We start from the raw sequence: 14,585 nt of genomic DNA on the forward strand, positions 1-14,585 counted from the left end.
TCGCCGATATATCCCTAAAGTCGCCGATATATCCTGAAAGTCGCCGATATATCCTGAAAGTCGCCGATATATCTCGAAAGTCGCCGATATATCTCGAAAGTCGCCGATATATCCCGAAAGTCGCCGATATCCCGAAAGTCGCCGATATATCCCGAAAGTCACCGATATATATCCCGAAAGTCGCCGATATATCCCGAAAGTCACCGATATATTTCGAAAAGTCGCCGATATATCCGGAAACCCGCCGATATCTATTACAATTTAATATATTTATTCGGTTTTTCAATACCTTTTAATGCATTACGCGTATCAAAAATGACTTTGCTCTCTTGTGCAATCATGTTGTAATCGAAGTCTGTGTGATCGGTCGTTACTAATACGAGGTCTGCCTCGTTTAATAGCTCTTTTGACAGCTCAACTGTTTCAACTTGCTGATCACATGATCTGAATGATTTTACATATGGATCCACCACAGTATAATCAGCGCCGTGATGCTCTAAAAGCTCAACAATTTTAAGAACTGGCGATTCACGAACATCGTCAATGTCCTTTTTGTAAGCTACGCCAAGAACAGCGATTTTCGCGCCGCGAAGGGCTTTGCCGTCTTCATTTAGAACTTGCATAGAACGTGTAATAACGTATTCTGGCATGCTGTTATTAATTTCGCCAGCAAGCTCAATTAATTTTGTATGGTAATTATATTCGCGCGCTTTCCATGTTAAATAGAACGGGTCGATTGGGATACAGTGACCGCCTAAACCAGGACCTGGGTAGAATGCCATGAATCCGTAAGGCTTTGTTTTTGCTGCATCAATTACTTCCCATACATCGATACCCATTTTATCGCATAAAATTGCCATTTCATTTGCTAAGGCGATGTTAATGTGACGGAAAGTGTTTTCAAAGATTTTTTCCATTTCAGCAACAGCAGGAGAAGATACTTCGTGTACATCCCCTTCAAGCACATTACGGTAAAGGGCAGCTGCCACTTTCGTACAATTTTCGGTAATCCCGCCAACAACCTTTGGTGTATTCTTTGTTTTAAATTGCTTGTTACCTGGGTCAACACGCTCTGGTGAATACGCAACAAACACGGTTTCTCCAACTTTAAAGCCTTTTTCTTCAAGGGCTGGCTTTACAATTTCCTCAGTTGTTCCTGGGTAAGTCGTGGACTCTAAGACAACAAGCATGCCTTCATGTGCATACTTCGCAATCTCTTTGGACGAGCTTTTCACATAGGAAGTATCCGGCTGCTGATAAATATCAAGCGGTGTAGGCACGCAAATAGCTACAGCATCAACCTCTTGAATTCGAGCGTAGTCCGTAGTGGCTTCTAAGTGACCATTTTTGATCATATCTGCTAAGTCCTGATCAACAACGTCACCAATATAGTTAATTCCCAAATTTACTTGCTCAACACGTGCTGCCTGTACATCAAAGCCGATTACTTTATAGCCGGCTTTTGCTTTTTCAACTGCTAGTGGCAGACCAACATAACCTAGTCCGACTACCCCAATGACAGCATCTTTTTTTTCAATTTTATTTAATAATGATGAGTATACGTCCATCTTTATTTTCTCCTTTTTTATAGGCTCTGTTAAAGTATGATGTTGATAATTGATAAGGAGCGGGGCGATTTTACCTGGAGAAAACCTTTTTTGCGAAAGCAAAAACCGCTTTTCGGAAGGTAAATCGAACCCGCGGGTCTATTGACAATTCTGTTTAACAAAGCTTTTTTATAGAACGACTTTTTTCCCTGTTTCGGCTGATTCTAAAATGGCCAGTATTAATTTTACAGGAGCGAGACCGTCTTCGCCAGTTACAATTGGATTACGGTTTTCTTGCACAGCCACCACCATATCTTCGATGATGCATTGATGCCCTGGCTTCCCAAATGGATCTGCTTTAATTTCATTTTTTATTCTATCCGCTTCTTCTTCAGATACTCCCTCGATGTCCCATGTTTCAATGAAATTAGCATTTCGTCCGCTAATTTTCACAGATGCGGTTTCACCGAAAATCGCAATGGACTCTTCCAGGTTCTTCGGATAAATAGTCGTAGCGGCTTCAATGACACCTAATGCGCCATTTTTGAATTGGACGACAGCTGCGGCTACATCCTCTGTCTCAATTTTTCGCAGACGGGTTGCTGCCATAGCCTGAACAGATTCAACAGGGCCCATTAGCCAAAGCATTAAATCAAGATCATGAATAGCCTGATTCATTAGAACACCGCCATCAAACTCCTTCGTTCCTCTCCATTCAGCTTGATCATAATAAGCTTGATTGCGATTCCAGCGTACGGTTGCATTCGCATGGCTTAGTTTCCCGAAGGCACCTGCATCCATTTGCTCTCTTAATTTCTGAATCGCTGGTCTGAAACGGTTTGGATGAACGACAGCTAGCTTCACACCGTGGTCATTCGCGTATTGAATCATATCTTCAGCATCCTGAAGCTTTAATGACATCGGCTTTTCTACAATAATATGTCTTCCGTTTTCTGCCACAATCTTCGTCAAACGGGCGTGCAAGCCGGAAGGGACACAAATATTGACTACATGGATTTCCGGATTTTCTTCCAGCATTTTTTGAAGATCGGTATACTTTTTCACATTTGGAAGGTCCATGTCCAAACGTGCTGGATTTGTATCACAAATGGCAAATAAATTTGCATTCTCCGCTTTTTCAATTGCCTCAATATGTTTGTTCGCTATATGCCCCATTCCTACGATGGCAAAATTAATCATGTTTGTAATACCTCCGGGCCTCGTTAATATAGTTCCAAAGCATAAGGATTAGAAAAGTTGCAAAAACTCCTAAAATTAGACCTGCTAATGAAAACTCCAATTTATAGGTGTCCACTGTCTTCACGTCTTGACTAACAATGGAAGGCGGCTCGAAAAATTCTAAGTCAGCGGTCATTTTTGCAATAGAAGCTGTAGTTGTAGCCATTTCAAATTCTGTGTATTCAAGTAAACTAGTAATATTTGATGTTTCGTCAATTGTCAGGTTATTGCTTTCTAATTTCGTACTGCTTGATTCTAATACACCTTCAAGTGCCTCATTCTTGTTGACATTAAGGGCTATAGCATCTTCTGTCGCTTTATATCTTCGGTCATAATTATCTACTAGCGCCCTTTCAACACCTGACGTCATCTTTTGAAGATCCTGCTCCAGGCGTTCTTTATTATCATCGTAAATTTTAATTTTTATATAGCTTTCACTGGATACATAAGAATCAAGGACACCATGCACATGCTCTCCAAATTCCTTATTAATATTGATTGGGTTCGTTAGCCCCTTTAATTTGATAGATCCAGTAAAAACCGTTGCACTCCCTACATATTTTCCCTCTTTAGGAACTAAATATGAACCTCCAAATCCTAATAGAGTAAAAATCAGCGGAATAATTAAGAAGAAAACCTTCTTTTTCCAAAAGAATACGAGGTATTCATATAATACAAATCTTTTCTGTTCTGCCAACAGGACCACCATTCCTTTTAAAATTTAATATACGTTTATTGACTCCCGCTTTTTATGAAATTGCTTATGATATGGGAGGTCGAATTCTCACTTAATTTTTCAATACGTAATCCCTTACTTACAAGCAAGTAAAGAAACGCCCCCTTTTCGGCGACGTTTCATTCGGTTTTTTATTTGTTGTAAAACTCCTTGATTTTAGCTACAACATATTCCTGCTGCTCCTGTTTTAGTTCTGGGAACATTGGAAGCGATAATGCTTCTTTTGCAGCCTTTTCAGATTCAGGAAGGTCCCCTTCTTTATAGCCTAAATCTTTAAATACAGGCTGAACATGAAGCGGAAGCGGGTAGTAAATCATCGTTTGTACGCCTTGTTCTTTTAAAAACGCTTGAAGCTCATCACGTTTTTCTACACGGATCGTATACTGATGGAAGACATGATAATTTCCTTCTTTTACAATTGGAGTTTTAACTAGTTCACCTAATTGCTCATTAAGAAGCTGTGTATAGACAGCAGCTTTTTCCCTTCTAAGCTCACTCCATTTATTTAAATGAGGGAATTTCACATTTAGGACAGCCGCTTGAAGCTCATCCAGACGGCTATTATAGCCTAATACATGATGGTAGTATTTTGGTTTACTTCCGTGTACACGGATCACACGGCAGTTCTCAGCTACTTGATCGTCATTAGTCACGATCATTCCAGCATCTCCGTAAGCACCAAGGTTTTTTGTCGGGAAGAAGCTGTATGTAGCAGCCGTTCCTAATTCACCGACCGTTTTTCCATTTTGTTTTGCGCCAATTGCTTGGGCCGCATCTTCGATAATGGCCAGATTATGCTTGTCCGCAATTTTGCGAAGTGCTTCCATATCTGCCATTTGTCCATATAAATGAACAGGAATAATCGCTTTTGTCTTTTCTGTAATGGCCTGCTCCACTTTGGCAGGATCGATATTAAAAGTAATCGGGTCAATATCTACGTATACAGGTGTCGCACCTGCACGAACAATAGAACCGCCAGTAGCAAAGAATGTGAATGGAGTGGTGATCACTTCATCCCCAGACTTAATGCCAGCTGCCTGAAGTGCAATATGTATTGCATCACTGCCATTTGCACAGCCAATGCCATGACTGACATTACTAAATTCAGCTACATCAGCCTCAAGTTTTTTAACATTATCACCCAAAATAAATCGGGAAGAACTCATAACCTGATCTAAAGCTGTTAACATTTCTTCTTTTAATTCTTGATATTGTTCACTTAAATCTAACATTGGAATGTTCATACTCATTTCCTCCAGCTTTCTAGATGAAATACTAAATTATATTATCACATAATAGACGACAAGCAGACAAATTTCGTTACTTTTTTATGACATTTTTCGATATTTCCTTTCAAAAAAAGCCGTTTGCGGGCGTCCACAAACGGCCTATCCTATTGTCGTCCAGTAACCTTACGATACATTTTAATAACAGGCTTATACTTTTCATGGACTAATCCAATCGCTTCAGCCAGCAGTTCAAAAATTAGCAGCAGGCCGAAGATAAGAAAAATACTTACCCAAAGTGTTGCTGTTGAGAATAGTATGGCACTTACGCTAAAAACAATTCCAAATCCGTAAATACATAATACAGTTTTTCTATGGGATAGCCCTAATGCAAGCAGACGATGGTGTAAATGAGATTTGTCTGGAGCCGAAATTGGCTTTTTATTTACAATCCTTCTAATGATTGCATAAGTTGTATCGAAAATAGGAACACCTAATATCATGATCGGAACAATAAAGCTAAACAACGTTACACTTTTGTATAGCCCCAGTAAAGAAAGAACGGAAATTGAATAGCCCAAGAATAAGGCTCCTGTATCTCCCATGAAGATCTTTGCTGGATGAAAATTATGGAACAAAAAGCCTAGCGTACTGCCTAATAAGATAAGCGATAACATTAAGATCATCGGTTTACCTGCAACTCCAGCCATAAAAGCAATCGTTCCAATAACAATGGCTGAAATTCCGGCAGAAAGACCGTCAAGCCCATCAATTAAATTGATCGCATTTGTGATGGCCACGATCCAAAAGACCGTAATTGGATAGGTCCACAGCCCAAGATCATACGTGCCGACAAACGGGATCGTTAAATGGTCAATATTTAACCCGCTTCCCACGACTGCACCGGCAGCAAGCAGCTGGCCAAGAAGTTTATACTTTGCTGATAATTCATATTTATCGTCAAGAATGCCGGTAATTACAATAATAATGGCACCAACTGTAATTCCGGTAATTTTTTCATTGTAAAGTCCACCGACAAAATAGCCTGCAACAACCCCGCCAAATATGGCCAAACCGCCAAGTCTAGGCATGATTTTTGAATGCACTTTTCTTTTGTTCGGTTTGTCTATTGCGCCAATCTTAATGGCTAACTTTATGACAAGGGGTGTTATAAGTAAGGACGTAACTATAGCCGCTAGAAAGGCAGCGATAAATTTAATATCCAATCGTATCACCTTGTATTCGTAGTAATCCTGCTAGGGGCAAGTATTATCCCTCGAAAAAGCAAGTTTTATTCTATACCAATCCAAATTAATCCTAACATATATACAAAAGAATTCAATTAATTTCACTTTTACAAATATTACAAATGAGCAACATTTGATATAACTTAGTTATAGTATCACCTCTATCATTAAAATGTCTTTATAATATTTCAACCTAAAATGGCAGTATCCTCTAAAATTGACGAATATTCTCGAAAAAGGTTTCATTTAATAGAGATTAATAGAATCTGTAAAAAATTAACTGCCGTTTTCCAACCAAAATATATTATACTACATTATATGTTATAATTTAGCTAGAAAAAAAGTTTTAGGAGAGAACAACATGCTATCTTTAATGAAGCGAGTATTTAATGAAGATTCTGCCGAACTAAAACGTCTATATAAACATGTTTCAAGCATTAATGAGTTAGAGGAAAAGGTCTCAAAACTTAGTGATGACGAACTTAAAGAGGCTACCCAATATTTTAAAGAGAAAGTCGCATCAGGCGTATCGATTTTTAATTTAAAGGAAGAAGCCTTTGCGATTGTCCGTGAAGCATCCAAACGCGTTCTCAACCTTCGTCATTATGATGTGCAATTACTCGGGGGACTTGTCCTCTTAGATGGCGGCATTGCTCAAATGGCAACAGGTGAAGGTAAAACTCTTGTCGCCACACTTCCAAGCTACTTAAAAGCACTTGAAGGAAAAGGCGTTCATGTGATCACCGCCAATGAATACTTAGCAAATCGTGACTTTGAACAAATGGGAAAGGTTTTCAATTTTCTTGGACTGACAGTTGGGTTAAACATTTCCCAAATATCTGAATCTGAGAAGAAAGATGCCTATAATGCAGATATTACATACGGAACAGGCACAGAGTTCGGATTTGACTATTTACGGGACAACATGGTCACACGTCTTGAAGATCAGGTGCAGCGACCATTACATTATGCAATTGTCGATGAAATCGATAGTATTTTAATAGATGAGGCTAGAACGCCATTAATTATTGCTAGTAAATCTGATGTTGCTACTGAACTCTTCCAAATTACATCTGAGATTGTCAGAGACTTTGAAGATAGCAATCACTATGAATTTTACCCGGAAACGAAGCAAATCGTATTGGCTGATAATGGAGCGAATGTATTTGAAGAAGCTTTCGGAATAGAGAACCTATATGATGCTGAGCACCGTGAACTGCTCCATAACATTATGCAGTCATTAAGAGCACATGTGGTCATGCGCAAAGACGTGGATTATATCGTTAAAAAAGATGAAGTCATGCTTGTCGATCAGTATACAGGCAGAATTATGGAAGGCCGTACCTTCAGTGACGGACTTCATCAGGCAATTGAAGCTAAAGAAGGCGTAACAATTAAAGAGGAAAATCAAACACAAGCTTCGATTACCGTTCAAAATTACTTCAGAATGTACACGACCCTCTCCGGCATGACAGGTAGTGCAATTCCTGCGAAGCAAGAGTTCTGGGAAACGTATAACTTAAGGGTTGTTGCAATTCCAACGAATAAACCAAATGCTCGCCAGGATGAAGAACCATTAGTCTATAATGATTACGAATCTAAAGTGAAGAAGATTGTTGAAGAGGTAAGCAAGCATAATAAATTAGGCAGACCAGTCTTAATTGGTACATCATCAATTGAACAATCTGAGCGTTTATCTTCTTATTTAAAGAAAGCAGACATTAAGCATAAGATTTTGAATGCCAAAACCGAAGAAGATGAAGCCCTTATTATTTCTCAAGCTGGACAAAAGAATAAAGTGATGCTTTCCACCAATATGGCTGGACGCGGAACCGATATTCTTCTTGGCGAAGGTGTACGGGAGTTAGGCGGTCTTCAAATCATCGGAACGGAACTGCATGAAAGTGCTCGTATCGATATGCAGCTAAGAGGACGTGCAGGCCGACAAGGTGACCCCGGCTCCACTCAATTTATTATTTCAATAGAAGATGATATTTTCCATAGCTATGATAAAGAGGAAATGGATAGATGGAAGAAAAAAATGAAGTTCGATGAAAACGGATTAGTCCTGTCACCGAACCCTGTAAAATTCGTTAAGAAGGTGCAGGAAACGGTTGAAGGCGCCCATTTCTCATCCAGAAACCATTTATTGAAGCTCGATGATATTGTTGACGAACAAAGAAAAATTATTTACAAGAAGCGTAATGACTTATTAACAATTTCTAATTTCAATGACCTTTTAAAAGAATCGTTAAATAATCATTTACAGAAGCTCATTGAAAAATATTGTCCAGACCATATGTTAGAGGAAGACTGGCCAACTGAAAGTCTTTATGAAGAGCTAACACTCGTTTTCGGAACCCTTCCCTTCCCAGCTTCCGAATTAAAAGGAGCCGAAAAGCAAGTCATCCAAGGCAGAGTAGACGAGCTTTATAAAATTCAGCTAGAACTATTAGATAAACTAGAGGCAAACGAAGACTTCCAAGTTCAAATTAAGAATATGTACTTGCAGACTTTAGATCACTCTTGGATTGTCCATATGGAATTGCTGTTCCACATGAGAGAGGATATCGGCGTTCGCGGCTATGGACAGGAAGATCCTTACCGACTTTATGCTCGTGAGGCATACGAAGAATTCCTACACTTCATATCAGAATTGGATGCCCAAATTACTAAGCAGGCCAAATTGTATATTCAACATTTTTTAGCCCAGTAAATACAGTATTCTAGCGGTGACCTCATTAGGGGCCACCGCGCAATTCATTTTATCGCAGATTAACAGGCTGTAAGACGTTTCACTTTACACAAAATACTATTTTAAAGGTGGCTTTTTAATGGGAAAAGAAAATAAAACGGCAGAAGGTATTAAGACGAAGCTATCCTACCATCCTGATTGGGATTTAACTGTTCAAGAGAAATATGTATTTCAATATAATCATCAGAAGCTTCCAAGCCTTCAGCCGAACCAGCTATCGGTGAGCGGAATCAATCTCTATGAATATGATGATGGCTTTGTGGTGACAGCTTTCTTAAGCAGCTCACTGCCACAAGCAATTTCTTTTGAAGTCATTGACCTTGTGCTCGTCAATGAAAATAATGAACCACTAGCAAGAAAAGGCTTTGAAATGGACCTATTTGGAGAACTCCCTCCCAATACTAGCAGACCATGGAGATTCCTATTCGAGAATGACAATAAATTAGTAGAAGAAATTCCGAAAAAAGGCTGGAGACTCGTTTTTGAATTAAAGAAAAAGCAAGTAAACGGGCTCACTCTTGATTTAGAGGATAGCTGGAAAGAAACATTAAGCGATGAGCAAAAATCAAAGCTTGAAGAGATTAACAAAAACCTTCCGCCGCTTCGGGATGGAGAAGTTAATTTCATGGGGCTAGAGGCTAATGTTGTTGAAGGAAAAGGCTTGGCCGTTACATTACTTATTCGCAATGCTAGCAACCGCAGTATTTTCATTGAAAATATCCCTCTAGCATTCGAAGACGCCTCTCAGGAAGTGGTAGCGCAAGCAGGCTTCCAGCTAGATAATTTAGAAGTTAAGAGTCAAACATGCAAGCCATGGACATTTGTTTTCCCAGAGTCCTCTATCACGAAGGAGAACTTGGATTTATCCAGATGGAAAGCGTATGTACCACAATCAGCAAAAGTGGATGTTAAGCAATCATAGATGGTGATTATACCCGCCTATTGTTAAAGCGCCATGTCATTGGCGCTTTTTTTCTTCCGATCTGTTAAATCTAAAAACCGTCATATGATCACAAGGTTTGGTACTGAATAAATCCCGTACACATAATCACTATTTTTGTCTTTTTCATGAAAAAGAGGTCTGAAGCAACTGAGCTTCAGACCTCTTTTGTATTATTTATAAGCATCTAGTGCATAGTAGTCAATATGTGTTTTCATATCTGTAATAAAGGTTCCACCTAGGCCGTACTGTCCGCCATGGTTTGAATCATATGTATAGACGCGGAACTTATCGCCAGGCTGAAGCACGCGAACCATTTCCAATTCATTATTGCTATCGCGCTTCCAAAGATTAATCGGCTTCTTAATTTCAACGACACCAATTTGGTTTTCCTTTAAATCAAGGCCCATGAACTTTCCATCTGCCGGAGGAGCTGGCGGAGACTCAAGCTCTACGAATCTTTTAGCACCTGCGTAACGATTCTTCCAATACTTTTCTGTATTTAAATTGCTAATTTTGATACCCTTTGTTGAATCTGCATGAATAAACTGGTTATCACCAATATAAATGCCTGAATGTGAGACACGATTACCAACTGTGATAAAGAAAACCGCATCCCCTGGAATTAGATCTGCCTTATCTACAGGTGTACCTGTATGATATTGATCAGTTGAGATTCTTGGCAGATTTACACCGAACTCGCTGTATACGTAAGATAAAAATCCTGAGCAATCAAAACCATTTGTGGAATCTCCACCATATACATAAGGAATACCAATTAATTTTTTGCTATATTCTATGATATTTGAATTTGTATTTTGTTCTGCTGCACTCGCTTGACTAACCCCAAAAATGGTAGGAAATAGCAATGAGGCTGTGATGACGACTTTCGCTAAATTTTTCATGTAGGCCTCCTGAAATCAAGAAAAATGTCATTTCTTATCGCTTACTAATATGATTTTACATTATTTTCTGTCAGTTTTACGTTTCAATTCTATTAAATTATAGTCGTTATATTACAATCATGTTACAAAAAAGACTATTTTACTAGGATAAGAGAAGGAGGAAATATAATTGTAAGGATTTTTAATGAATGTGCCTTGTTTGGCCAATGTATTGAGGGTACAAGCTTAATAGAGAAAATGAGTGAGGTTGACGGTTGGACATGATGGGAGCGATACAAGCTGGTATGGGAACTTAGTTGGGGGTCCTCTGGAGTGAGTTATGCTTATTCGACAGGAATTGGGGTTGGTGGAAAGTTATTATCACAATAATAATTTCCACCAACAAAAACCCTGACAAAAGCAGGAAAACCTTCTTGCAATAAGAAGGTTTAGGAAAAATCCGGCCAATTTTTTTGGAATTGGTCTCCTTTAATTTTTACAAGTGTTCTATATCGGAAAGGCATTAATTCGCTTGCATCTTTATCAATAAATTCCAGAGCGAGCTCCAAAGGAATGAGATGAAATTGATCCTCTACTTCAGAAAGAAAGAAAGCGTCCTTAATTTTTCCGCTTTTCTTCGTGTCAATCAGTAAAAAAGCTGGATAATAGCTGCCATCATTAGCTTCGAGAATTGCCTTTGCCGTTACAAACCCTTTCGGCTCTTGCTCAATATCATCATTTGCTGTTTTATCTAAAGTTTTCTGAGCCCAGCCTTGTCTTTTATATCCCCCAATAATTTTCGGAGGATTTTTTTCAAACTGTTTTCTAATTTGATCATATTCGGAACTAAATGACATTCTTTTCCCTCCAACGAAAAGGGTCTTTAAGGATTTCCCTATAAATAGGAACAAAATTAAGATTGCATGTACTAGCGTATCATATCATAAATGACAAATCAAACAGATGTCTATAACAATTTTTAGCACAGTCAGAATTTTATAACTCCCAATACATTATTATCTTATATTTTTCCCACTAAACCACTTAAATTACTTTTATTTTTTCTTTCATTGACTTTTCATGCATATGAACGGGTTTTATTCATGACGTAAACGATAAAGATCAAGTATGCATAGGGCATAATCGCTAACATTATTTTCTAACAAAGCCTTAAATAAAAGGGCCAATTTCTCTGCAATATCGGTGAACAGCAAGCATGTTCTGTATTGAGAGAAATTTGCCCCATTAAAAATAATTACTTGTAAACAGCCTGAATCTGATCGATATAGATGATTCCGCTATTTTTATTAGCGTCATCTACTTCCATATAACGGACTGGTACGTCAATGATTAATGGCGTTTTAATTCCTTCAGGAACAACTGCCTCCACATACTTCCAGCCTGTCCAATCTAAATTCTTCGTAAAATCAAGTTGGATTTCTTTATTATCCGCATCTTTCAGCTGCATTCTTAACCAATGTCCTTGCCCATCGCCATACACCCACATGCCTATTTTCTTAGGGGAGCCCTTAATGGCAAGTGGCTTGACTGCATCAACATAAGCACCAGAAGTACCTGTTGTTCCTGAAAAATCATAGCTTAGCTTGATTGAATTTTTCCCAGTTTTGACGATAGAAGTTTCATTTTCAATTTTCACGTTGTTGTATCTTGCACCTGAAGCTTTGTAATTAGCGATTCCACCCTCAAACCCTTCTAGCAGAATCGGTTCAGGTGTTCCAACGGTTACATTCACTTTTGCGGAAACTGCCCCATGCGTGATCGTAATGGTGCCTGTGCCATCCGCTGCACCTGCTTTAAATTCACCTTTATTATTGATGGTGCCAATATTAGGTGTGACACTCCACTTAAATAAAGTTGGGTCGGTAATGACTGTTTTTCCTTTATAAATTCCCTTTGGCTGGATTGTATAAATATTATTTTTCTCAACGATAATATCCTTCTCATCAACATGTATACTTTCCAGTGTATTGATAATATTAAGCTTAACCTTGCTGCTTATATTTCCTGCCGAAACGGCAATTTCACTTTGATTTAGTGTAGTTGCCACTGTATAGCTTCCGTCTGCGTTTTTCTTTAATGCTGGTGAAGAGAATGCGATAGGCTGCGTGACAGGAACTGCATTATAGAACTGATCCATTCCTTTTACAGTAATGCCTAAGTCTTTGTATGTAGCCCCTGCGAAAAGTGTAACATCAGCCGGGTTAACGATAAGCTGTTGAAGCGGACCTTTTAACCATTGGCTAATAAAAAGCAGTGCATTCGAAACTGACCGTGGTGCTCCATCCGAAGGCTTGTTAACTATAGAGACTTTCTCATCCCCATGGTCCCTTGTTACGAGGGTGGATGACCCGCCTCCATCAAAAGTAAATGCATGAATAGCACCAAGATCCTTCATAACAGATGCCATTTCCTGTAAAGTCAGACCTGCACTTTGCGTGCTGCGCCCATCAACTACAGCTGTAACGATTCCGCCATCTGCTTTAATTCCAATGGCAGATCTAGGATGAACACCAGGAACATCCTGAGGAACGATGGCACCATTTTTAACGAGATGATAACGACCGCTAATGGCCTCTGTTACATCATTCCATTCACTTGGAGAAAACTGAGCCCTAACCTCGACCTTGTCTCCTTCGTTAACAGTTTGTAAAAAGTCGCTGGCAAAATGATGTCCTGATAAAACAAATTCCCCATCGTTCAATCGTTCATTTCCTATGCTGCTCACAACTTTTGACACCGTACCTGTTAAAACGCTATGCCCGTTCAGCTGCCCAGAATCAATTTTCACAACCACCTCAGTGCCAAGCTCATTCGTTCTTGTCGAGCTTGCAAAAGAAGGTGTGTAGAGCACAAGATGATTCGCTGATCTATTTCGGTTCACAGAATTAATTTTATATGGCTCTTGTCCATTTATTTGAACTGAAAGTGAAAGTTCCGGACTGCCAATGATCGGCTTCCCCGCACTCGTTAGCCCAAAAACAGCTAATTGATTGATAGGCGTTTGACTGGTTGAAACGATATTTCCCTTTTGAATCATTAAGTCAATCGGATGACCGTTTTTATCAAAATAATCTCCGTTGATGCCTGCAACAACATGCTTATTTTCCGTTTGTGCCTTGTTTGCTTGACTCGCAACGGTTTCAAATCCAAATAATTGTCCATTGGCTAGTGCTGTTTCCAAGCTTATTTTTTCTGTTTTCCCATCATACTCAACAGTATAAATTTTCTGTTTCCCACGGTTACTATCAACTGAAAGCTGTGTTTCCGTTACCCCAGGAGCAATTTTTTTCGATTTCTGCTCGGTTACAGCCCCGATCGAAAGATTCCCGATAGGCTTAGTGGGATTACTTCCGCCATAAGCTGCTTCAAGCTCAGCAAGCTTTCTCTTAGAAGGTGTCCGATAATCCACATAGCCTGCTATTTTCGTAATATAATAGCCTCCGCCAAGTCCATACTGACCCCCATGTAGATTGTCATAACGATAGACTCGATATTGCTCGCCAGGCTTTAATATGCGAGTAAAAACCAGTTTGTTTCCATCTCTTTTCCAAAGGTTAATCGGCTTGAGTACCTTAATTTTACCCACTTGCCCTTTCACCATTAGCAGGCCGTCCCAATATACCTTAGGCTCACTTGCCTGAGCCGGAGATTGAAGTCCAAAAATCAATGCTGCCACAACTGCTAAGTTAATAATCCACTTTTTCCCCATTTTCCCTCTCCTTCATTATACTATTCTATTATTATATGACATTTTCCCAAAAAATTGGACAAATATCCACATAAAACGACTATTGGACTATGATATTGTTGGATTTTGTTAATTTTGGGGTAAGAACCTACATAAGGCTTTGTTAATGAATATTGGTTGGCGATCAGAGCGCCTTATGCATACCTGCTCTCTACGTTATTCGTCCCGAATAAAACCCGTTCGCATGCATGCATAAGGCTGATAATCCACAATAATCACTATTATGTAAAATAAAAACCCCT

The 14,585-nt window shown here is 39.1% G+C and carries 10 protein-coding genes; 2 read left to right on the forward strand and 8 right to left on the reverse strand.

Going from position 1 to position 14,585, the window contains the following annotated elements; translation table 11 throughout:
• Window positions 1–254: 254 nt before the first annotated feature.
• From RRV45_RS19915 to RRV45_RS19935, 5 genes are all read right to left on the reverse strand, one after another.
• Window positions 255–1,568, reverse strand: a complete 1,314-nt coding sequence (locus RRV45_RS19915) for a nucleotide sugar dehydrogenase (protein ID WP_315666393.1) — start codon at window positions 1,566–1,568, stop codon at window positions 255–257.
• Between the two features lie 168 nt (window positions 1,569–1,736).
• Window positions 1,737–2,747, reverse strand: coding sequence for a Gfo/Idh/MocA family protein (locus RRV45_RS19920; RefSeq protein ID WP_315666394.1), 1,011 nt, complete (start codon window positions 2,745–2,747; stop codon window positions 1,737–1,739).
• On the reverse strand, window positions 2,740–3,483 hold the full coding sequence (locus RRV45_RS19925; protein ID WP_315666395.1) for a hypothetical protein: 744 nt from the start codon (window positions 3,481–3,483) through the stop codon (window positions 2,740–2,742). Before RRV45_RS19925 ends, RRV45_RS19920 begins: the two co-directional genes overlap by 8 nt.
• A 170-nt stretch (window positions 3,484–3,653) precedes the next feature.
• Window positions 3,654–4,766, reverse strand: a complete 1,113-nt coding sequence (locus tag RRV45_RS19930; protein WP_315666396.1) for a DegT/DnrJ/EryC1/StrS family aminotransferase — start codon at window positions 4,764–4,766, stop codon at window positions 3,654–3,656.
• A 149-nt stretch (window positions 4,767–4,915) separates the two neighbouring features.
• Window positions 4,916–5,974 (reverse strand): glycosyltransferase family 4 protein, encoded by a 1,059-nt coding sequence (locus tag RRV45_RS19935; protein ID WP_315666397.1) that lies wholly within the window; start codon window positions 5,972–5,974, stop codon window positions 4,916–4,918.
• Window positions 5,975–6,356: 382 nt separating this feature from the next.
• Here RRV45_RS19935 and secA2 point away from each other — a divergent pair, with 382 nt between their 5' ends.
• Together secA2 and RRV45_RS19945 are read left to right on the forward strand one after the other, a co-directional pair.
• A complete protein-coding gene (gene secA2 / locus RRV45_RS19940) occupies window positions 6,357–8,711 on the forward strand; it encodes an accessory Sec system translocase SecA2 (RefSeq protein ID WP_315666398.1) in 2,355 nt (784 codons plus the stop codon).
• A gap of 118 nt (window positions 8,712–8,829) precedes the next feature.
• A complete protein-coding gene (locus RRV45_RS19945; protein ID WP_315666399.1) occupies window positions 8,830–9,672 on the forward strand; it encodes an accessory Sec system S-layer assembly protein in 843 nt (280 codons plus the stop codon).
• Window positions 9,673–9,863: 191 nt separating this feature from the next.
• Here RRV45_RS19945 and RRV45_RS19950 read toward each other — a convergent pair whose 3' ends face one another.
• The 3 genes from RRV45_RS19950 to RRV45_RS19960 all read right to left on the reverse strand — a co-directional run bounded on the left by RRV45_RS19950 (window position 9,864) and on the right by RRV45_RS19960 (window position 14,304).
• Window positions 9,864–10,595 carry a C40 family peptidase gene (locus RRV45_RS19950; protein ID WP_315666400.1) on the reverse strand — a complete coding sequence of 244 codons (732 nt, stop codon included), beginning with the start codon at window positions 10,593–10,595 and terminating at the stop codon, window positions 9,864–9,866.
• 428 nt (window positions 10,596–11,023) lie between these two features.
• Window positions 11,024–11,431 (reverse strand): hypothetical protein, encoded by a 408-nt coding sequence (locus RRV45_RS19955; RefSeq protein WP_315666401.1) that lies wholly within the window; start codon window positions 11,429–11,431, stop codon window positions 11,024–11,026.
• Between the two features lie 398 nt (window positions 11,432–11,829).
• Window positions 11,830–14,304, reverse strand: a complete 2,475-nt coding sequence (locus tag RRV45_RS19960; RefSeq protein WP_315666402.1) for a phosphodiester glycosidase family protein — start codon at window positions 14,302–14,304, stop codon at window positions 11,830–11,832.
• Window positions 14,305–14,585 lie beyond the last annotated feature (281 nt).

Source organism: Bacillus sp. DTU_2020_1000418_1_SI_GHA_SEK_038 (genome assembly GCF_032341175.1).
Classification (GTDB): domain Bacteria; phylum Bacillota; class Bacilli; order Bacillales; family Cytobacillaceae; genus Cytobacillus.